Here is a 22,910-nt window from a genome sequence, read left to right as displayed (position 1 = left end):
GGGATGGCAACTTGGCCACCTCCCTATATAAATTCATCTCATATATTGCCTTTAGTTCGATTCAAAAATCATCCTTGCGATCATCGCAAGATCGGCTATGTCAATTACGCCGTCATGATTGAGATCCGCAAATTTATATTGATCCCAATCCGTATCGGCAGACGTTTTTCCGTAATACTTCGCAACAATCGCCAAGTCGCCGACAGTGACTTTACCGTCGCCGTTCACATCTCCCGGAACTCCGGTGATGATCGAAGCCTTGAAAGCTTGGAGTGCTGCATTCAAGTCAGCCGCTGCCTGTTGCACTTGCGGCTGCGCAGCCGCTGCATCGCCCGCGACTGCCCGCGCGCTGGAAATCGCCGCCAGCAGCGCCGCTTTCGAGCCCGCAGGATATTGGCCGGCACGCGTGCCTTCCTCTGCAGCGTCAAGCGTTTGCTGCGCCTCTGCGATAAGAGCGCCCAGTGCCGATTTATCCACGTACGTGATGGTCATGCTGTGCGAAGCGCCTTCAACTTGCGTTTCCGTTCCCTCGCCGCTTGCGATCACTGCTTTGGACACCTCGATAGCGGTTGTCGAAGTTTCGGCAAGCGCTTTGGCTCGTAAGTGCAGCGTCAGCAAATCGCCGTTCGCCCCAGCCGCAGCGTCTCCGCCGAGGCTGGCGGCAATGATGCGCACTTGTCCCGGCTTTTCCTTTTTATCCACGATCGTAAATCCAGTCTTCACGGAATCCGCTCCGGCAAACTCAACTTTCGCCGGGTCATACGTGAATGTAAGATCTTGGCCGTAGATGCCGTCTTTCACATGTTCTAATCCGTAGGTCAGGTCGAACTGCCCGCCGGCATAGATGCTGTCAGTTCCGTGCAGCGAAGCATGCGCAGCAGCAGGGACGTAGGCTCCAGGCACGACCACTGGAATCAAATCGGTTTCCGCCGTAGCACCATCAGACGTTCTGGTTACTTCCAACACGACGAGTACCGTTTTATCCTCTTGCGGAGGGGTTATCGTCCCGTCCGAATGAATGACGTTCGTGCCATCGGTGTAACTGATCTTAATGGTGAATCCGTCAGGCACGCTCGGCAGAGTCAAGGACGTGGCGCCTTTTGCCGGCGCTTCAATCGCCGTTATTCCGTTTGCAACGTCTGCAGGAGAATTGCGTTCAATTTCCAGTCCCGCAATTGCTGTCTGCAGGCTGGCCGCAGCATTGTCCAATTGAGCTTGTGTCGCGGCTGCATTTTCGTTCACACGGATCGCATCCGTCAATGCAGCTTGCAGCGATCCCCATGTTGACGGAGTATAATTGCCTTCGTGCAGCGATTGGGCAGCAGCGATTTTGTTGCCAAGAACCGTTCTGTCGATATGGATGTAAAATTCTAGCTCAGCTACGTTGCCTCGATCGGCTTGTGCCGAAGTATATCGATAGTAGCGATAAGACGTTTTATTATCTAAGGCAATGAAATTCCATCCGGCCGCAGGTAGAGCAGTAAACGTATACAAATCGACATAGCCGCTGGTTGCCGAATTGGAACCTTGAATTTTCCCGCTTGCCATCCTGCTCTCAAAACTGGTTCGCGGATAAAATCTGACAAAGTTTACCGCTTTGGCGTTGCCTGCGCCAAAATCCCATCCGACATATGGAGTGGCTGTACTATGGTCAAAGAACGTATTCGTTTGACCGTCGAAAACATTCGAAGGCGGATAGGATCCTGTAAGCGTTGAGCCAATCACGCTGCCATTGCCCGGAACCGCTAAATTAGGCATGAGTGACATTTGGGTAAAAGTAATCCGTATTGCCGCTATGTCACCGGATTTTGACGTTGCCGTAACCTGATAAACGCCTTCTTTGGTGGCGTACAATAATCCGCTCGCATTGATTTTAGCGTCGGCAGCAGCCGTTCCGTCCTGATTGGCAACAGACCAGCTCACGGGCTCTTGCAATGGATGCTGCGCTTTCAGCTGTACAGTTCTGCTGCCATAAATCGTCGTGTAATCATTCGGCGCGCTGATGATAAAATCGGTTACAGGGTTTCCGGGATCGTGAGTCCGGCCGGAACAATCACTTGATTGCCGACAGTATCCCTTGTGACTGCATCCGACGTTCTCATGACTTCAAATACAAGGTTTACAGTCGTATCCGCCGACGGAGGAATAATGGTACCATCCGTTTTAATGACATTCAATTGATCCGAACTTTTGATCCTGATCGTATATCCCGAAGGCACTGTCGGCAAAATTAAATTTTTCTGATCCTTAATCGGCGCTGCAACCGAAGTGATTCCAGCTGCAATATTCACGATCGGATCAATATCAGATTGGATAAACCTTGCTGCGGCTTCGTAACCTTGACCGCTTCCTTGTGTAATTTTTGCGCGGACTGTCGAAGTCTGACTTACTGTAAATGGAGCTTTATAAACGGGAGAGCTGGAAGTAGGTTCGCTGCCGTCGATTGTATAATGGATTTCCGCCTGCGGATCGGCGGCGTTCAGCGTGACCTGCTGCGATCCGGTGAAAAACGCGCCAAAAGGTTCCATCGACACTTTGGATATTTTAAGCAGTCTGACACTATGCGGCTGAACATTTTCGCTGTAAGACGACATGGTTCCGAGGCTAGAATGCGACCAGATGTCGCTCACCAGATAATTGCCACTCAGCCCCAAATCGCTATTAAAATTAATCGATCTTGTCTGAGCGGAATCTTCCCGGTTAAATAAACCGACTACCCATGTTCCGTCAGGCAGTTGGCCTTTCCAAACTTGGCTGAGCGGGTTTTTCACGTCTCTGGCTAACGGTTTGCCCACAAAGCCACGCTTATTCATATCGATAATTTCCCAGTTTTTATAGTACACGTCATTATTTCCGATATTCGAGTATCTATCGCCGATGTTAATACTGCTCCCTGCCATCGCCAGCAGGCTGATTCTAAATTTCTTTTCCGCATCCGTGCTTCCCGTTGAGCTTAATATGCTGAAATCTCCGTCAAGCGCAACTTTTCCCGGTCCGGAGACATCCGACAGCCAGACGAATCCGTCGAAAAGATTGTAAGCCGGCGGCCATTTGTTATCCTGTACAGTTCCTCTGTTGCGTACGCTGGTATGCCACCATACGCCCTGTACGTTTGTATCCGTTCTCCAATCTTCGCTGGCTCTGATAAGATCAGCATATTTATTTTCAGCATCGGCATGGTTGCGATTCTTTTGGTTCGCATAATAGAGGATAAAGTTATCACCGGCCGCTTCTCTCATCCAGCGGTAGAAATCTTCGGTCGCCGCAGCTCCATATGCATCATCGAAGAGTCTGATGAAATCGACCTTGAGCATATCTGCCCCAATGCTCTTATAGTAGTTAACCATTCCTTTAATGTATTGTTCCGCTCCCGGTTTGCTAGGATCAACCATATACCAGTCCTGGAAACTTTTGCTTGGATCAGTCGTGTTAACAATATCTTTAATTTTAATATCGGTACCTACGACTTTAACCGTCTCGTCATCGGCAATCGATTTCAGAATCCACGAGGGATTGTAGTACACAGCATATTTCAAGCCTTTGCCATGCACATAATCGGCCCAGTATTTGTAATCGTTCGCCCATGTTTTGTAGTGGGTAATATACCCATTCTCATTATGCCGGAGCCCAGTGTTGATCCAACCGTCAATTTGGATATATTCATACCCGAAGTCTTTATATTCCGCTGCCATCCAATCCACATTTGCTTTCATATTTGCCTCGGTAAAACCTCCGCCATAGGAAGTAGCGTGCCATCCCATAGTGCCTGTTGTTCTTTTGGCGTATGCGATGGGGTTTGCAGGTTCTGCGGCTTTTGCCACTTGAACGTTAGAACCCGTAATCATGCTGCCAAAAATCAATGAGGATGAAACGATCGTAAAAAGCATCGATTTTAATATTGAAATACGGTTTCTACGTTTCATTATGAACTGGCTCCTCTACGATTAACTATAATTTCGCAAACTTGTATGCATCCCAATCCGCATCCGTAAATTGGGCCATTGACTCCTTTGCTATTCACTCTTATTGCTGCCATGAGAAGAAGATTTGGGGAGAGAAGACAGTCCCCCCTCCTCAAATCTTCCCAATGACATCGAATTAATCAATTAAATTGAAGATTTTCCTTGCTATCGCCGCAAGGTCGACAATATCAATAATGCCGTCGCCATTGAGGTCTGCGATCTTGTACGTATCCCACTGCGGATCGGTCGAATCTTTACCGTAGTAACTTACCGCAATTGCCAAGTCACCGACCGTGATTTTCCCGTCGCCGTTCAAATCTCCCGGAATGCGGGTAAGTACTGAATCCTTGAATACTTGCAGCGCTTCATTTAATTTAGCTGTCGCTTGATCTACTTGCTGTTGAGTGGCGGAGGCATTTCCAGCTACTGCTTCCGCAGCTTCAATTGCTGCCATCAGTTTTGCCTTCGCTCCTGCCGGATATTGGCCGACACCTGTTCCTTCTACCGCCGCATCATGCGCAGTTTGCGTGCCCGCAATCGCGCTGTTTAATGCCGTTTTGTCAACAACATCAACAACTTTATGTGTAATTTGTACGCCCAGGAAAACGTCCTCCAATTTTGTTTCCACGCCATCGCCATTAGAAACAGCCGCATTCGACAAGGAAATGGATGTTTGTGTGGATGCACTGACATATTTAGCTTTAAAATTAAGCTTCAACAAATCACTGTCCGTTTTCACCGCACCGTCTTCTCCTAAGCTGGCAGCAAGGATCCGCAATCCTTTTTCTTGAATTCCCTTTTCACTAACAATTTTCAAGCCGTTAATTAAGCTTTCCGAAGAGACATACTCCACTTTATTCGGATCATACGAAATGAGCAGATCGTGAGCATAAATGGAATCGTTCAGATGCTGCAATCCATAGATCAGACTAAATGATTGACCTTCCATGACACTATTCGTTCCGCTTAGAGATGCACTCATTTTTTGCGGAGCCGCTTTTACCGAGAAGTTAATTGTATACGTTTGCTTCGTGATGCCGTCTTCAGCCGTTACTCCAATCTTCGTCGTGCCGGGAAGACCAGCTGCCGGGGTAATCACAACGGTTGCTTTCGCATCGGCGGATACAGCGGTGACATTTGGTACAGCAGTTGTGCCTGATGGCAGTTCCACATTGTACGCCAATGTATCCTTATTAAATCCGGACAGACCTGTGTCATTCACTTTAATGCCGCTCAGCGCCGCATCGTTACTAGCAGCCGGTTTGCCGACTAAAACCTTAACTTGCGCAGTTAAACCGTCTATATTTGAGATCCCCTTCGGAAGAGTATGCAGTGTTCCCGTGAGCGTATACGCTCCTGCAGTATTTCCATTGTAAGAGCTTGCTGCCCATATAACCGGAATCTGAGCAGTTGTGTTATTATCCAGAGTTACGGTAACTTCTGCCGGAAGTCCTAATTGGCTAAAAGATGTCCCGTGAGGGACTGCTTTGTCTGCTGGGTTCGTTACCCCTTTGATATTTTGATCAGAAATAATTTGTGAAATGATTAGCGTCACCGGACCGCTCTTAACGCCAGCAGCGCTTACAGCATATACCGATAATCTGTTCACCGCATTTAGTTCTAACGGAACAATGACTTCGAATGCTCCCGTATCTTTGTTTGCTATGCCCACAAATTGCTCCAGCCTATTTTCAACCAAGATTCCAAGCCCTGGCGCGGTTGTACCTTTTACACGGATGTAATCCGCATTGGTCGTCTGATCGCTGGTTGCAAGCGTCGGTGCGTTCGGCGGCGTTTGGTCCTGTTCAACCGGTTTATGAGTAATGTTCAACATCCTCGGTTTACTTTTCACTCCGACACTGTTCACAGCATAGATGGAAAATTTATTCAATCGATTAGGCTCCAACAGGACTACCATATCGAATGCTCCCGTCTCTCTATTCGCCATTCCATAAAAATAGTCTTCGGGATCGCGTTCGGCGAAAATCTCATCGCCCGGCGTCGCTGTGCCCTTAATACGCAAATAGATTGTATTCACCGTCTGATCAGCGGTTGTTAGCGTAGGAGACGCCGGAAGAGTGCCATCCCCTTCCGCTGCATATGTGATTGAAGGATTGGAAACACTTAGCACCGATAAAATAGCAACCACTTGAAGTAAACTTAACAGCAAACTGAACCGTTTCTTTAAAACATTCATTCTTTGATCTCCTCTCTACCAGACTTTGTTAAAATTACTCGAAGTCGAGAATTTTCTGAGCGATGATCGCAAGATCGGCAATGTCGATAACGCCGTCATGATTGAGATCCGCAAATTTGTATTGATCCCAATCTAGATCTGTGGACGATTTCCCGTAGTACTTCGCTACAATAGCCAAATCCCCGATGCTGACTTTACCGTCGCCGTTCAGATCTCCCGGAACTCCGGTAATGATCGAAGCCTTGAATGCTTGGAGCGCTGCGCTCAAATCAGCTGCGGTCTGCTGTACTTGCTGCTGTGTAGCTGCCGGATTGCCGGCTACCGCTTTCGCTCTGTCGATCGCCGTGTTCAACGCAGCTTTCGAGCCTGTCGGATATTGGCCTGGTTGTGTGCCCTCCACCGCTGCGTTAAGCGAATTTTGCGCTTCGGTGATCAGACTGTTGAGCGCTGCTTTATCAACATACGTGATTTGGAAGTCGTAGGACGCGCCATCCATTTGCGTCTCTGCTCCGTCGCCGTTCGCGACGATCAAAGATGCGCTAATGCTCGTGGTTGCTGACTGCGCAAGCGATTTCGCCTTGCCGTGAATGACCAGCAAATCGCCGTTCCCGTTCGCGGCTTTGTCGTCTCCAATGGCAACCGCAAGGATGCGAAGCTGGCCGGATGATGCATTTTTATCCACAATCATGAGTCCGTCTTTTAAAGCATCCGCTGAGAGCAGATCGACTTTGGACGGATCGTAATGCACGTTTATATCGTAACCGTAGATGCTGCCCTTCACATGTTGCGCTCCGACCGTCAGGTCGAACTGTCCGCCTGCGTAGACGCTGTCAGTTCCGTGCAATGTGACCTTCGAAGAAGCGGAGACCCGTACGCCAGGCACAAGCACGGGAATGGCGTCGGTAACCGCGACCGCTCCGTCGGACAATCTGGTAATTTCCAGAACGACGTTTACCGTTTTATTCTCGCTCGGTGGATTGATAGTGCCATCCGTTTTGATGATCGAAGGATCATCCGATTGTTTAATCTTAATCTCAAATCCGTCAGGTACGGTCGGCAGATCCAAGACCGTCGCGCCTTGTTCAGGAGTGGGGAGCGATACAATTCTCTTGGCAATCGTTCCGGGAGTAGCTTCCATTACCGTAATCGTAGCTACTGCCTTGATCGAAGTGCCCGCCACGATTCCCTCAACCGCAAAGCTTCCAGGCTCTGCATATTGGGACGGGGCAATAGGATCCCAAGCAACAGCTACTTGATGAGTTGAGTTATCGCTGTACACCGCAGTAACAAGTGCTGGGAGATCAGGCATGATTTCCGTTTCAGTATTCGTATGAACCGGGGCAATGCTCTGTATGACCGGAATGACGGAAACCAATTGAATATAATCCCACGTAATTCCATAACCGCTGCTGTTTGCATTCTTTCCAGTAATCACAAATCTGAACTTATGATCGCCCGCTGCGGCAAAAGTCACGTTTCCAAGATTCGCCGATGTGTATCCTTGCGCACTTGCATATTCATCGGTCGGAGCGCCTTGCGCATTCCCATCGACGGATAACTGTACAGTTCCTCTGTTGTTATTTGTTTTATAGCCAAAAATGACATTGTAGGTGCCGGCCGCAGGCACGTTAATCGTATATTCCAACCAGTTGCCTACAGCTGGCGTTCCGGTAAATTGCCGGTAAGATCCGCCGCTCGCAGCCGCATCCGCTGCCGTGCTTGTTCCCAGTCCCGAGGTTACAAAGGGTGTCGTTTCACCTTCGTAAATCTTAGAGATGCTTATTATATTTATCGCATAATTATTTTTCGTTATCCCATCCTGAGCAATCACGACCAAAATATCGCCGCCAACCAAAGTGCCCGAAGCTTTTGGCGCGTTTGCCGAATCCGTTACCGTATACGTTTGCACCGAGCCTGTCGGAGATTCGATTTGATTGATAAGATCTGAAACTGTAGTTCCATGCACTACGGAAAAAGAACGCGCCGCAAGATCCAGTGAAGTCACATTCGGATGATTTGCCTTCAACTGAATGGTTGCATCTGAAACAACCATGATCATATAGACAACTTTACCGCTTCCGATCTTGGCTGATGAGGTCAGCTTGTCTCCGTCCGCCAGCACATCTGAAGCTTGTTTGGCCCTGCCTACTGCGTCCGTTAAGGCGAAATTTTGGACCGCCCCGTCCACGCCAGTCAGTTGAGCGATCAGCTGCCCGAATGTTGTGCCGGTAAGCGCCGTAATGACGCGTCCTGCCGCATTAAAATTGTGAATGTTCGGATGAATGGATAGCGGCTGAATTTCCGGATTCGAGCTTTGGATATTCGCCCAGTTCGCTACGGTCCATGCCGGGCCGCTGCTTGCCGTAACATTCACGTTATCGAACGAAATCGAATCCGCATAATTGACGATCGCTCCGGCCGTACCCTTCAGATTGAGGTTCTTCATCGTAATATTTCGGACATTGCTGCCATCCAGGCCCGTAATCTCCAAAGCCGATCCATTCGTGCCCGGACCCGTGACGATATTTTCATAGTGAATATCCCTCAAAATCGGCAGAACCGGCGCCGGAGCTCCGTCATTGTTTACCGAGTAATTTGCCGAAAGTCTGACGGCCAATCTCGTCTTGGAAATGGTCATATCTTTGAACGTTACATCCTCAACGATACCTCCGCGTCCGGCGCTTGATTTGATATCGATGCCCTCCCAGCTGATCGAGCTTACAGTATTGTTTTGGATCAGCACGTGTCTGACCGAGCCGGACATTTCGCTTCCGATGACATAACCGCCGTTGGAGCCGTCGACGACATTGTCGGTGACCCGGATATATTCCGTAGGAATGCCTAGATTGTAGCCTTCCAGGTTTTTGCCCGACTTGATCGCTACGGAATCGTCGCCGGTATGGAAATAACAATTGAAAATATTCGCATGCGTCGATGAATCCGGATCAATCCCGTCGCCGTTGGCAATCCGGTAGGACAAATTTTTGGAAATCAGCTTTACATTATCGAAAGTGACATGATCGCTGTAGATGAAATGCGTGGTCCATGCCGGACCGTAGCTTACCGTCAGATCCTTGACGTATACGTTCTGCGCATTCATCATCATAATTGCGCGCCCGCGCGCTCTGTTGCCTAATGCCGCTTTTTGGGCGTTCCCAAGATCCAGACCGTTGCCGTCAATTGTTCCCGAACCACTGATGACGACATTGGAAATGTTGTACGGCCCTTTCGCATCCCGTTGTCCGAGTGTCAAAAGACTGGCATAACCGTTCAGCTCGAAACCTTCAAAGCGAGTCGGGATGACCGGATAATCTTTAAGATTCGTCGTTCCTTTCAGCGTACCGTCGATCTTCATCGTCATGTTGCTCTTCAGGAACAGCGCGCCGCTCATAAAGGTTTTATTCGGAGGGATATAGACTGTGCAGCCTGCCGGACATTCATCGATGGCTTTTTGAATCACCGCTGTGTTGACTGTAGAGCCGTCGCCTACCGCTCCGTAATTTTCAACATTAATCGTCTGACCGGAAACCTTCGTCCGGATCGTTAAAGCGGCGCTTGCATCAGACAGATTTCCACTCGTATCCCTCGTCTTTAGTGTGAAGGAATAGGAGGTGCTCGGGGTTAATCCCGAAACCGAATATCCCATTTGGGTTGTTTCACCGACTTGAACACCGTCCTTGTAAACGACATACTTATCAAAATTGGGGATACTATAAATATTGGCCGGTTTATCCCACAGCAAAAGCACAGAACTGTCCGTTTGTGACTCTTGAGGAGAAAACGCATTTTGCGGCGCCTGCAAATTGATTGTACCGTCAGCCGTTATTACGGCTAATTGATCTCCCGCAGCAGCAGCAAGTGCACCCGAAGTTATAACTGGGTTGCTAATAGGATTGTTAAATTGCGCATTTGCCGTCGTCATCGGCAAAACTTGCGCAATCATCAAACAAACAACGATTAGTACGAACAATTTTCGTTTCATCAAAATCCCGTTCACCTGCTTTCATGGATCGGCAACACCGAAATCATCGGTGCTTGCCTTTTATTGAATTTCCAACTTCTAACAAATTTTGATTAAGTTACTCGGAGTAGAGAATCTTCTGAGCGATGATCGCAAGATCGGTAATGTCGATCATGCCGTCATGATTGACATCCGCAAATTTGTATGGATCCCAATCGCTATCTGCGGACGATTTTCCGTAGTACTTCGCTACAATCGCCAAATCCCCGATGCTGACTTTACCGTCGCCGTTCAGATCTCCCGGAATTCCGGTAATGATCAAAGCTTTGAATGCTTGGAGCGCTGCGCTCAAATCAACCGCGGTCAGCTGCACTTGCTGTTGTGTAGCTGCCGGATTGCCCGCTACTGCTTTCGCTCTGTCGAATGCCGCTTTCAGATCAGCTTTCGATCCCACCGGATATTGGCCTGGTTGTGAACCCTCCACCGCTGCGTTAAGCGTATTTTGCGCATCGGTGATCAGACTGTTCAGCGCTGCTTTATTAACATAAGTGATTTGTATCTCATGCGTCGCGCCGCCAATTGGTGTTTCCAGGCCATCGCCGTTCGCGACTACCAAAGATGCGCTAATGCTTGCGGTTGCCGATTGCGCAAGCGATTTCGCTTTACCGTGAATGACCAGCAAATCGCCGTTCGCGTTCGCAGCTTTGTCGTCTCCGATGACGACTGCAAGGATACGAAGCTGGCCGGAAACCGCCTTTTTATCCACGATCATGAGTCCGTCTTTCAAAGTATCCGCCGTGAATAGATCGATTTGGGACGGATCATAATCGATGGATATATCGTAACCGTAGATACTGCCCTTCACATGTTGTGTCCCGACTTTCAGGTCAAACAACCCTTCGGCATAGATGCTGTCTGTTCCGTTTAATGTGACCTGCGGCGAAGCCGAGACAGGTACTCCCGGCACAAGCACCGGAATGCTGCCGGTAATCGCTTTCGAGCCATCGGACGTACGCGTTACTTCCAATACCAATGAGACAGTCGTATCTGCGCTCGGAGGGTTGATCGTCCCATTCGTTTGAATAACCTCCGGTCGATCCGAGCTCTTGATCGTAACGGTAAATCCTGATGGCACTGTTGGCAGTGTTAAACTTGAAGCACCTTGAAGCGGAGCCGTAATCGCTGTAATTCCCGCTGCAACCGCAATCGGACTGACCGAACTGATGGTTATGACACCTAAATCCGGACCATAAGCACTATTGTTATAAATTTTAATGCTGTTCGCTCCTGCTTGCAGTTCTATAAGTACCGTTGTGGTAAAAGGAACATTAAAATCAGGACCGGCTTGCAAAGGCACATAAATGCCAGTACCTCCGTTGACGCTCACATAAAACGCCCGATCTTGGCCTGTTGCATATTCAATTTGCAAGTTGTATGCGCCTGAATCCGAAACATTTATGTTATTAAAAATCACATAGTTGTTCGCATTATTTCCTACATTTTTAATTTTTTTGCCGGTTGCAAAGAGCGCGGAGTTGGCCACAGACGTTGAACCGAACAATGTTGCCTTGGACGTATCGTAAGTTGTCGATGTGCTTGTTCTTGCCGGAACCGCCACCGTAATAGCTTCGGTACTGGCTGCCGAACCATCCAACGTACTGGTTACTTCCAATACAAGCGTCACATCAGTTTTCGCTCCAGGCGGAATGATTGTTCCGTCTGTTTTGATCACATTCGAATTACTCGTGCTTTTGATTCTTACTGTAAATCCGGCCGGCACTGTCGGCAGTTTTAAAACAGTCGCATCGCTCACTGGCGGCGTAATGCCTGTAATGAATGCCGCAACATCGGCTGCCGAAATCGTCAGCTTCGTAATAAAAGAAGCTGCGCCGCCGCTGTTCATCGTTGTTCCGCCCGATTGTTCATTCTTAGCCGTAACTTTCCAGTAATACTTCTTATCCGCCAACAATCCCGTTACGTTCTTGGATGTTGAATTCATTGTTTGATCAATTACAACGTTTCTAAATTCCGGGTCATCGGCGATCGTTAACTGGTAGCTGTCTGCATCAATTGCAGCTTCCCAATTGAACGTTGCTGCCGAAGGATCTACCCCTGAAGCGCCGTTTGCAGGCATTAACAATTGGAAAGCACCAGGATTTTTAACGTCTGACGTTCCGGTTGGAACAATGGAGACGCCTTGACCAGCCGTTAGGGATAGCATTACAGCACCGCTAGATACAGGCTTATCTTTTTGCACCAAGGTTAAACCGGTCAAACCGATCGAATACACATCGACTTTAGTCGTGTTTGCCCAATCATCCGGCAGCGTCCATGTTTTGTTGGTATATCCGCTTTTGCTGAAGGCGATGATTTCTTTGCCTTTACCCTCATTCCAAAGCGCCGGGAAGAACACATCGGTTCCATCCTGCATGACACGGCCGTTCTGTTTAATGACAATATTGCTGCCCACTTTTTCACTTGTTACGTTGTTGGAGAATGTCACTTTGACGCCCTGCTGATTGGATACTCTGTTCAAACGGTTCAAATAATACCAAGGCAGCGTTTTCAAAGAGAATTCTTCAAGAAATCCTTTTAAGTTGTTAGGGTCTGATTTGATCGTGCCTTCGCCGAGCATCCCCGTGCCAAGCAGATCATAACCGCCATCGCCGCCAATATATAGTGAAGGCGGCATGCTATATTGCTCTGAATTACTCCAGCGAATATGCCATGCCATCGCCTGCAAACCGACGAGTTGGTCCACTCTGTAGTTTTTGTCAAATTCAGCGGTGACGTCGATTCCCTTTTCACGGAAATAACGAATGATTTTCTTTTGGTACTCCGCTTCCTCTTGGGAAGTGATTCCGTGAAACGGACTAATAAAGCCTGCCGTCAAACCGGGAATATTTTGATGGAATGCGTCGATATGAATGGTTCCCGCTCTCTGCACCGGAAACAGCTCCAACAGCTTGTCGATCCGTTGCATCGTCAAACCGGCTTCCCATTCCCTTTTATAGCTGATCGGATATCCCCAGACATAGGATCTTAGATCGCCATTCGTCTCTTTGGCAATAACATCCGCATCCAGATACGTTTGCCATAAAGGGCTTTTCGGGCTGGCATCCAGCATATTAATGTGGAAGCTTACCGTTGTGTTATATTTGAACGCCTCATCCATCAGCCAGCTCAGGCTGTCTTCCGCTTTGACGTCTTGCGCTCGTTTCAGCTTGGGATTCACGACATCAAATGCGGGATATCCTGTATCATGGCCGTCATACTGCCATCCTACCAAATAAATAATTTTTGGTATTCCGCGTGTCAGTTGATCGATTTTCTTAATGGCTTCCAAGCCTTGTTCGAAGGTCAATCTGACTGTACCGTTATTTTCACATAAGAACATTTTCATCGTTAGCGTTTGATGATACTGGTGAGTCCAAGGTTTATCAGCCGCCAATTTCACAGTGAACGGGACTGTGGCCACCTTTGTGATACCGTTCAAGGTTACGGTAGCAGTAACGGTAGCTGAACCTGGAGAATTAATTTTCGTGCCCGCCCTAACTTCCGCACCACTTCCGACCCTATTGATCGATGCAATTTTATCGGTGCTATTCGTGCTATACCTCACGACGGCCGAGCTTAGGTCAGCCACTTTGCCATCGCTCATCTTGCCGCTGAGGCTTAAGGTAGCCAGACCGTCCAAATTCAAGGTATCCTTATCCGCAATGAGCGTAACTGATGCCAATTCAGAATTTGAATCAACGATAACGGATGCCAAAAACGCCGTAAGCGCTTGATTTAGTGACGCAGTTGCTGCATCAATCTCAGCTTGCTTTGCTTTCGCATAATCCATTACCGACTGAGCCGCAAGGATCTCCGATAGCAAAGCAGCCTTAGAGCCTGAAGGGTATTGTCCCGGTACCGTTCCTTCCACAGCCGAGCTATAAGTGGAATTAGCCGTTGAGATTGCCTCAGTCAATGCCGTTTTATTTACATTCTCTACGATTTGAATTGCAGGAACGAGCACTTGAATCGGCGCTGTGTCCGCAGTCGAATTATCAGACACTCTCGTAACCTTCAAAACAAGCGTTACCGATGTATCCGCATCGGTCGGAAAAATTTGAGCGTCAAGAGGAATGACAGCCTCATTGTTAGAGCTTTTAATGGCTACCGTAAAACCATCGGGCACTGTCGGAAGCGTCAGAATCGTATCATTCTTGGCCGGGGCAGGGATGGACGTAATTCCTAATGCGACATCTGCAGCCGACAAGCTCTGGCCGGCTTTGATAAGACGGGCATCAGCCCAATCCCCATATCCTGTCGTCTGTGGATTGGTGCCGTCCGCATGACCCGTCAACACTAATTTGAACTCATCAACGCCTGTAATATCCAGATCAACCGGGATCGGAGCCATATAAGGTTTAGCTGTCATTATCGGGCTCTCATACTTGATTACACCATCTGCATACACCGTAAATTTGATTTTCGTTGGAAATTTTGTATTCTCCAATGCTTGATCGTCGATACCAATTGTCGATGTAAAGCGGGAATACTTTCCTCCTAGACGGTACGTAATAGTCGTATCGGGATGCGATCCGATTCCTTTGGAATAGTTGATACCATTCATGATGAGCTGGCGTCCGCTTGCATTCTGATCTTTTTTAGTTGCCACTTTCCCGTTAACTAAATTTGTCCAGTTTAAATCGCTAAGGTAATCGAAACTTGTTTGCTGCGGTTCGGCCAGCGCACTTCCTGTAAAACCGAAGCATGTGAATAAAAGACATATCGCCAGAAAACTGGATAAATAGCTATAACTTTGCTTCTTCATAAACGGTGTATCCTCTCCCTTGCTTTTCTCATGAAATTTGGCAAGTTAGGTTCACATATTCATAGCCGTGAGACTTGAATTTCGCAGCCAGCACATCTGCTTGCGCTTTAATTTTGGCTTCCGTCGGATCTTTTCTGATAAAACTCCAGCTGCTCCAGCCCATGATAGGTTTTTGAGCTAAACCGTTATCTGATGCCTTTGCTTCTTGCGGCGGAACCGCAAACACGGAGACTAAACTGCTTAACAAAATGAAAAAAGAAAGCAAAACGGCGGTCGGTATTTTTAATTTCTTAAACATACACATTCCTCCTATTTTATTGCTTCATTGATTCCCCTTAATGAGGGGATGGCTCTTGTGCCATCCCCTGGAACTTCGATTCAACTTCAAATTCATTCGAAATCGAGAATCAATCTTGCAATAATTACGAGGTCTTCGATGTCTATTTTGCCGTCGCCACTCAGATCCGCGAACTTATAAGTATTCCAATCCGCGTCTGCGCTCGATTTTCCATAGTATTTAGCTACAATCGCCAAGTCTGCGATGCTAACCTTACCGTCTCCGTTTACATCTCCCGGTATTCTGGTGATGACCGAAGCGAGGAATGTTTGTACGACACCGTCCAAATCCGCTTTCGCTTGATCTACTTCCTGCTGCGATGCCGACCCGCTATTTGCTACTGCCTTTGCATTATTGATCGCCGTTTGCAATGCTGCTTTAGATCCTGTCGGATATTGGCCTGCTTGGTTGCCTTCTACAGCTAAGTCGTGTTTGCTTTGAGCATCATCGATCGAAGCGTTCAAAGCTGTTTTATCGATTGTTGGCGTATAAGTAATCGATACGTTATGAGAAACGCTGTCTAACACTTTTTCTTCTCCGGCTGCATTAGCGATAACCACATTGGATAAAGCGATTGCTGTTTGAGCAGATTCCGTGAGCGACTTGACTTGCCATTTCACGCTTAACAGATTGCCGCCGGTTTTCACCGCATTGTTCTCTCCCAAGCTTGCCATGAGAATTCGAACCGTATTAGCTCCCGTTGCTTTTGAATAAATGGCATGTGCCGTGGAATTTAAAGGCGCTGCGGAAATAAATTCTACTTTCGACGGATCGTACGTCAAGGTAATATCCTGAGAATAAAGGTCTTCTTTCACATTACTCAAACCGTACGTCAATTCAAACGTAGCTCCGGCATTGACGCTATGCGTTCCGCTTAAAACGGCGGCAGTTTTAAGTGCTGGAGTTACTGTGATATTAGCCGCTGCTTTAATCGTTGTTCCGGCTACTGTTCCATTTACCGTAAAGCTTCCCGCCGATGCATATTGGGAGGGGCTGATGCTTTCCCAAGTTACATCCGCTTGTTGACTCGAGCCGTCGCTGTAGTTCGCCGTTACTTTTGACGGCAGTACGGGAGCTGTTCCCGCTGTAGTTGTAACATCTACCGATGTAATGTTTGTAATCGTCGGCGCTGCGTTTTGCTTCGTGAATCCGAGGAAGTCGAGAGAAACGGTGTAACTAGTTCCTGCCGTACGACCTATTAATGTGAACCTGATTGTATGGTCGCCTGCCGTTAATTGAACCTTGCCGAGATTTGCCATATACATTCCGGCATCCGTAGTGACGATATACTCATCTACCACAGGGCCTTGATTGACACCATCGATCGATAACTGTGGATTTCCTCTACCGTTATTTTTCTTATAGCCAATATTCAGTTCATATTCTCCCGCTGTCGGAACATTTGCCGTCATTTCAATCCATTGGCCAACAGCTGTGAATGCTACTTGTAAATGCGATCCGTTTGACGCTGAATTTTGAGCATAATTATTGATACTAGCACCCGCTGAAAGAACAGATGTTGTTAAGCCTGGTGACAACGTATATTGACCGAATGCAGTTGAAGAAGTGTCCAATTCACGGACAAAGTCCACTAAAAGAATAGTAAATGTAATGCTTGCAGTACCGTCTTGCGAAGTGACGACCAGCTTATCCCCTGCTGCAAGAGCACCTGCGCTTTTTGCGGCGTCGCTTGCATCGGTTACGGCATAAGTCTGTGCCGTGCCGTCAGACGATTCCACCTGTGCCAATAGATTCGCTACAGTGATGCCTTTGTATGCCGTGATTACAGGGCCTTTATTATAAACGGCAACTAGGTTGGAACTTCCGGATAGTCTCGGTTCGATATAAGCATTTGAAACTGTTGCTAAAGTTGCTGTCCGATATGTCGTTTTCGTTACGCCGTCAGCAGCCGTTACGACTAACACATCTCCGAAGGCCACGGCAGTCCCGTCAGCCCTGGTACTTCCAGTTGCAGTCTGAACCGCATAAGTTTGCAACGAACCGTCAGTTGATTCTATTTGTGATTTCAGTTGCAATGCTGTAGTCGTTGCTAATATTAATCCGATTTTGTGCTGCATTAAATTAACGACTAAAAGATTGGTATGGCCGGCGGCTTTCAACTGGATATCCGTATTGGAGCTTGCCGCTTGTGCTTGCTGAGACGTAAATGCGCTGCCAAGAAGCAATGCAAATACAAAGAGAGTTAAAAACATGACTTTAATCATCTTAAAATTTTTAACGTTACCCATTGAGCATCAAATCCTTCTTTTTTTATTTTTTGGGGAGGAGAGAATGAATCTCCTCCATCAATCTTGTTCATTCGTTATGGTTATTCGAAAATCAACCTTGCGATAATGACAAGATCTTCGATGTCAATCTTGTTGTCGCCGTTGAGATCAGCAAATTTATATAGCTCCCAATCCGGGTCAGCGGATGACTTGCCGTATAATCTTGCCAAAATAGCCAAGTCGCCAATCGTGACTTTACCGTCGCCATTCAAATCTCCATGTATTCCAGTGATGACCGATGCGAGGAATGATTGCAAGGCAGCGTTCAAGTACGCTTTCGCTTGATCGACTTGCTGCTGCGAAGCTGAAGTGCTGTCGGCAACTGCCTTAGCGTTATTGATGACCGTCTGCAGCGATGCTTTCGATCCTGCCGGATATTGACCGATACCACTGCCTTCGGTTGCTGCATAATGCTTGCTTTGAGCATCGGCAATCAAGGCGTTCAATCCTGCCTTATCGATATAAATAATTTCGATATCTACTTGTGTTCCTGTTCCATCAGGCGCTGTTTCTCCGTTCGCATTCGTTTCACCGTTAGCAACAACAACATTGGACAAGGTAACTTCGATGTTGTAGAGCTGGTTTGCGCTAAAGCTCTCCAATGAAGCTTCAACAATGGACCATCTGTTTTCACCGCATTGTCTTCTCCGAGACTTACCGCAAGAATGCGAACTTTTCCATCTGTCACCTTGGTCTCAACGATGACGAAACTGCTTCTTAGGGATTCCGCCGATAAAAATTGTACCTTCGCAGAATCAAAGCTTATCGTAACATCCTGCGCAAAAATGCCGTCCCTTACATGTATCAACCCATAGGTCAGATCGAAAGTTCCGCCTGCATAAACGCTGCTGCCTCCCTTTAGTTCAGCAGTAAGCTTGGCTTCGGCGCCCGGTAGAACGGTAATGATATAGGTTGCTTTGGTTATGCCATTCTGAGCCGTTACTGCCAGCTTATCCCCGGTAACCAGCAAGCCTGACGCTTTTACATTGTTGTTTGAATCCGTTAAGGAATAGCTTTGTGTCGTCCCGTTTGCCGATTGGATTTGAGACAGCAAATTCTGCACGGTCGCGCCGTTCATCGCCGTTAACGTACGTGCGGCCGTATCTATCGATTCCAGATTAGGATGCGCATCTGCCTTTAACTGGATGTTCGTGTTGGTCGTTTGGTCCTCTACAACAAACTTCGGAGTAAGCTTAAAGATCCGGTCGTCGTTGGCGACGGGTTTCGCCCCTGTGCCGGTACGGTTGCTCGTTGAAAAATACAGGTTCCCTTTAGGATCCTCGAACACATCCCGGATTCGGCCATACGTATTTTTAAAATAAGATTGCTGCGTGACTCTGCCGTTATCGTCAAGTGTGATCAGCAGCAGCTGCGAGCCTCTCAAATTGGTGACTAACAACTTGCCCGCCCATGGGCCGTTCTTAATAAAAGTCATTCCCGAAGGCGCCCATGTGTCAGATCCGGCATGCAGGATCGGCGCCATCGTATTCACGCCGTTAACTTTAGTTACCGCATCGCCTTGAACGATCGGCCAACCGTAATTGGCGCCTTTTATGATTTTATTGATCTCGTCATGTCCTGTCGCTCCATGCTCAGAGCCGTAAAGCTGCCCGGAAGCATCCCAGGCAAGTCCCTGAGGGTTTCTGTGGCCCCAGGAGTAAACATAAGATCCGGGGAACGGATTGTCAGCCGGAACGTCGCCATCCAACGTCATGCGTAGGATTTTCCCGCCAAAACTATTCAGATCTTGCGCGATGTTTTGGTTGTAAACTTCACCTACGCCGATATACAGATATCCGTCCGGACCGATTTTAATGCGCCCTCCGCTGTGATTGCCGTTGGCGTCGCTTCCCGGCAGCTGATCCAGCATGATTTTGTCGACCGTCGCTTTGTCGCCCGTGGCATTGACCTTCAAACGCATCAACCGGTTATAAATTTTATTCGTTCCAGCTTCTTTGTAAGTGTGGTAGACAAACAGCAGGCGATTTGTTGCAAAATCCGGATGAAGAGCCAAACCGAGCAATCCGCTCTCTCCTGTTGTGAATGTGTCCGTGAATGTAATCATCGGAGCCGACAACGGCTGGCCTTCGCGAATAAAATGCAATGTTCCTTTGCGGTCCGTGACGTATAGCGTGCCCTCATTGTCCATGTCTAGTGCCCATGGCACCCACATATTTTCAGCCAGCATGACAGGAGCGTTATAAGGCATATCGGTACCGACAGGCACACCAAGGATCATATTAAATATGGCTGACATGCCGTTTTCGGCAGTGACGACGACTTTATCGCCAGAAACGATCATGCCTGATGTTTTGGGACCATTTCCTGTATTCTGAACGGAATAGACCTGGGTCGAACCGTCAGTGGAGCCCAGCGTCGCCAATACATCTGCAGGAGTTGCGCCGCTTACTGCCGTAATTGTATGGGCCGTATTACTCACGGCAGTCAAATAAGGGTTGGTATTTTTAAACCTGATATCCGTATTGTCCGATCTGTCGGACAGTCCGGCTGGTACTTTCACCAATTCGATAAAGTCGAAAGTAGTTGAATACGAGGAACTGGCTGTATTTTTACTGGTAATAACGAACTTGAATTTATGGCTTCCAGCCGATTGGAAGTTAATACTACCCAAATTCGCTTGGGTATAGGCCTGAATCGTATCGTATTCGTCTATCGGTTTGCCTAGCGATACCCCATCGACGGATAACTGGGATATGATCTGTTATTATTGGTTTTATAGCCGAAGCTGACACTGTAAATACCGGCTTCCGGAACATCCAGCGCAAATTCAATCCAGTCGCCTACTTTAGGCGTGCCTGTAAACTGTCGATAAGAGCCTCCGCTTGCAGCCGCATCGTTGGCGGTATTTGTGACGATTGAAGATGTAAATGCAGCAGTCTCACTCTCATATCTTTTGGAAAAGAGCGTATCGATTTCATAGCTTGCCGTTGTCACGCCATCTGACGCCGTTACAAGCAATTGATCCCCAGTTACAAGTAGACCCGCTCCCTTCGGATTGTTGCCGGCATCAACAACCGAATAACTTTGAATCGATCCATCAGAGGATTGGATCTGAGCCGTCAATTGGCTTGCAGTCGCGCCGCTAATCACATAGATGGCACGATGAACCGTATCGATATCCAATATATTAGGATGTGAATCTTTTAGTTTGATGTTTGTATTTTCGTCCTGCGCCACGAGGGTTATCGTATACTCTGCAGTTACTGTTGCGTCTTCGGCCTTTACGACTAATTTATCGTCGATCGCAAGCGTAACACCATTATTTTTGGGATCGCGATTTTTATCTATGACACCATAAGTCTGTGCCGAACCGTCAGAAGATTGGATCTGAGCCAATAGTTGCGTAATCGTTGTACCAGTTACGGCAGTGATGATACGTTTAGGAGTTATAGCGATAGATACGAGATTTGGATGAGAGGCCTGCAGTTTAATATCCGTATTAACACTGCCGGCTGCCCATGCACCCGAAACGGTAAACACGTTGCCAATGATCAGTGATAGTATAAGGACCGTTACGCACATTTTTTTAAACAAAACGGTGCGGTTTTTCATTTTTGTTGACTCCTCTTCGAATTTTTTTCACCAATATTCTTCTGCCGATGAATTCGAGGGGAAGGAAGTTCCGCCCTCCCCCAATGAATTCCATTCAGAAGCAGTATCAATTTTCAAAAATTGCTCTAGCTATGATCGCAAGGTCCGTGATGTCGATTTTGCCATCGCCGTTTACATCGGCAATTTTAACTTGATCCCAATCCGGATCAGCGCTCGATTTGCCATAGTATCTTGCCACGATGGCCAAGTCTCCGACTGTGACCGCACCATCTCCATTCACATCTCCGCGCACCCCTGTATTGACCGACGCCAGAAAGGCTTCAAGCGATGCGTTCAATGCCGCCGCCGCTTCATCCACTTGCTGCTGTGTAGCCGTCGTATTGTCAGCTACCGCTTTCGCGCTTTCGATCGCTGCTTTCAGCACCGCTTTCGATCCAGTCGGATATTGACCGGCGCTGCCGCCTTCGACTGCGGTCTCATGCTTGCTTTGAGCGCTGGCTATGATGTTGTAGAGCGCCGTTTTATCGACGATGACCTTAGCTGTGATCGATAAATGATGTGAAGCGCCTTCAACTTGGGTTTCAACACCTTCGCCATTAGAGATGATAACGCCCGATAAAGCGATAGCCGTTGTTGTAGATTGGCTGAGTGACTTGGCTTTCCAGCTCAGTTTCAGCAAATCGCCGCCGCTATTGACCGCATGGCTTGATCCAAGGCTTGCAGCTATGATGCGGACTTGGCCCGGCGCTTCTTTCCGGTCTACGATCTGCAGTCCGTCTTTCACGGATACGGCGGAGACAAACTCCACTTTCTCTGGATCGTAAGTAAAGGTAACATCCTGTGCATAAATGCTGTCTTTCACATTGGACAACCCGTAAGTCAAGTCGAACGACTCACCGGCTTGAACGCTTTCCGTTCCGCTTAAAACGGACTTTGTTGCAGCATCCGTACGAATAACCGTCACGAGGACTGCAGGCTTGATTGCAGTACCGCTTACCGTTCCCTCTACCGTAAAGCTTCCTTCTGATGCGTATTGGGACGGATCGATGCTGTTCCAAGCTACTGCTATTTCCTTCGTTGAGTTGTCACTGTAAAGAGCGGTTACAACTGCAGGAAGTTCAGGTGCCACGCCGGCCTTGGCCGTAACCTCTGCCGGTGCAAAGCCTGTTATGGCCGGAATTTCACCCGACGCTTTAATAAACTTGATGTAGTCGATGACGATCGAGCCGGCGCTGGTCGCCACGAATCTTACCGGATAGCTGCCCGCAGCCGCAAAAGTTACCTGGCCAAGATCCACCGGAATAAACAGATTGGCCGTCGCGTTATTTTGGTTAACCGGTGATCCTTTGGCAACCCCGCCCACATAAGGCTGAACCGTAGCCCTTCCCGTCGTATTGGTCTTATATTGGAAAGACACGTTATAAGTGCCTGCCGCAGGAACGGCAATGTTGAATTCAATCCACTCTCCAACTGGCACAGCACTCGTTTGCAGATAGCTGATTCCATTGGTTGAAGAGGTTGAAAGCGTAATGCTCGGGATGCTCTTCGTAACAGAATTCAACTGCGAATCTGCTTTTACCAGAATCTCAAGCGGAACGAGAATACGGTAACTTTTCTTCGTAATCCCATCTTGAGCGGTTACGACGAGAAGGTCTCCCGTCTCAACGATCCCCGAATTCTTCGCTGCGCCAGACGAATCCGTTACGGAGTAAGTCTGTACCGAGCCGTCCGTTGAGTCCAGTTGGCCGATCATATCAGCCACTGCCGTTC

The 22,910-nt window shown here is 48.0% G+C and carries 11 protein-coding genes; all 11 read right to left on the bottom strand.

Going from position 1 to position 22,910, the window contains the following annotated elements; all coding sequences use genetic code 11:
• Positions 1-51: 51 nt before the first annotated feature.
• Entirely contained in the window at positions 52-1,923 is a 1,872-nt protein-coding gene (locus tag FU659_RS09315) for a cohesin domain-containing protein (RefSeq protein ID WP_187274022.1), read from the bottom strand.
• A 92-nt stretch (positions 1,924-2,015) separates the two neighbouring features.
• Positions 2,016-3,923: a chitobiase/beta-hexosaminidase C-terminal domain-containing protein gene (locus tag FU659_RS09310; RefSeq protein ID WP_147947313.1), complete on the bottom strand. Its 1,908-nt coding sequence runs from the start codon at positions 3,921-3,923 to the stop codon at positions 2,016-2,018.
• 175 nt (positions 3,924-4,098) lie between these two features.
• Positions 4,099-6,159 carry a cohesin domain-containing protein gene (locus FU659_RS09305; RefSeq protein ID WP_147947312.1) on the bottom strand — a complete coding sequence of 687 codons (2,061 nt, stop codon included), beginning with the start codon at positions 6,157-6,159 and terminating at the stop codon, positions 4,099-4,101.
• A 34-nt stretch (positions 6,160-6,193) separates the two neighbouring features.
• On the bottom strand, positions 6,194-10,141 hold the full coding sequence (locus FU659_RS09300; RefSeq protein ID WP_261807719.1) for a glycosyl hydrolase family 28 protein: 3,948 nt from the start codon (positions 10,139-10,141) through the stop codon (positions 6,194-6,196).
• Positions 10,142-10,238: 97 nt separating this feature from the next.
• Positions 10,239-14,942, bottom strand: coding sequence for an NPCBM/NEW2 domain-containing protein (locus FU659_RS09295; protein WP_147947310.1), 4,704 nt, complete (start codon positions 14,940-14,942; stop codon positions 10,239-10,241).
• Between the two features lie 28 nt (positions 14,943-14,970).
• Positions 14,971-15,240 carry a hypothetical protein gene (locus tag FU659_RS09290; RefSeq protein WP_147947309.1) on the bottom strand — a complete coding sequence of 90 codons (270 nt, stop codon included), beginning with the start codon at positions 15,238-15,240 and terminating at the stop codon, positions 14,971-14,973.
• Between the two features lie 92 nt (positions 15,241-15,332).
• Positions 15,333-17,528, bottom strand: a complete 2,196-nt coding sequence (locus FU659_RS09285) for an Ig-like domain-containing protein (protein ID WP_147947308.1) — start codon at positions 17,526-17,528, stop codon at positions 15,333-15,335.
• Positions 17,529-17,608: 80 nt separating this feature from the next.
• The gene (locus FU659_RS36970; protein ID WP_147947307.1) at positions 17,609-18,124 is read right to left on the bottom strand and encodes a dockerin type I repeat-containing protein; all 516 of its coding nucleotides are present in this window, start codon (positions 18,122-18,124) and stop codon (positions 17,609-17,611) included.
• Positions 18,046-20,199 carry a PQQ-dependent sugar dehydrogenase gene (locus FU659_RS09275; RefSeq protein WP_187274021.1) on the bottom strand — a complete coding sequence of 718 codons (2,154 nt, stop codon included), beginning with the start codon at positions 20,197-20,199 and terminating at the stop codon, positions 18,046-18,048. The genes FU659_RS36970 and FU659_RS09275 overlap by 79 nt, the downstream gene beginning before the upstream one ends.
• 50 nt (positions 20,200-20,249) lie before the next feature.
• Positions 20,250-21,140, bottom strand: coding sequence for a carbohydrate-binding protein (locus FU659_RS09270; protein WP_147947306.1), 891 nt, complete (start codon positions 21,138-21,140; stop codon positions 20,250-20,252).
• Positions 21,141-21,246: 106 nt separating this feature from the next.
• The gene (locus FU659_RS09265; RefSeq protein ID WP_261807718.1) at positions 21,247-22,893 is read right to left on the bottom strand and encodes a cohesin domain-containing protein; all 1,647 of its coding nucleotides are present in this window, start codon (positions 22,891-22,893) and stop codon (positions 21,247-21,249) included.
• Positions 22,894-22,910 lie beyond the last annotated feature (17 nt).

Origin of the sequence: Paenibacillus sp. N3.4, from assembly GCF_008017805.1 — a bacterium.
In the GTDB taxonomy this organism is placed as follows: domain Bacteria; phylum Bacillota; class Bacilli; order Paenibacillales; family NBRC-103111; genus Paenibacillus_E.
The sequence above is the reverse complement of the archived record's forward strand: the minus strand, read 5'-3'. Positions and strand labels throughout refer to the sequence as shown.

Excerpts from the sequence above, each read along its gene's own strand:
- FU659_RS09285 (WP_147947308.1), bottom strand. The coding sequence starts at position 17,528 with ATGGGTAACGTTAAAAATTTTAAGATGATTAAAGTCATGTTTTTAACT.
- FU659_RS09300 (WP_261807719.1), bottom strand. The coding sequence starts at position 10,141 with ATGAAACGAAAATTGTTCGTACTAATCGTTGTTTGTTTGATGATTGCG.
- FU659_RS09270 (WP_147947306.1), bottom strand. The coding sequence starts at position 21,140 with ATGAAAAACCGCACCGTTTTGTTTAAAAAAATGTGCGTAACGGTCCTT.
- FU659_RS09295 (WP_147947310.1), bottom strand. The coding sequence starts at position 14,942 with ATGAAGAAGCAAAGTTATAGCTATTTATCCAGTTTTCTGGCGATATGT.
- FU659_RS09290 (WP_147947309.1), bottom strand. The coding sequence starts at position 15,240 with ATGTTTAAGAAATTAAAAATACCGACCGCCGTTTTGCTTTCTTTTTTC.
- FU659_RS09265 (WP_261807718.1), bottom strand. The coding sequence starts at position 22,893 with ATGATCGGCCAACTGGACTCAACGGACGGCTCGGTACAGACTTACTCC.
- FU659_RS09310 (WP_147947313.1), bottom strand. The coding sequence starts at position 3,923 with ATGAAACGTAGAAACCGTATTTCAATATTAAAATCGATGCTTTTTACG.
- FU659_RS09305 (WP_147947312.1), bottom strand. The coding sequence starts at position 6,159 with ATGAATGTTTTAAAGAAACGGTTCAGTTTGCTGTTAAGTTTACTTCAA.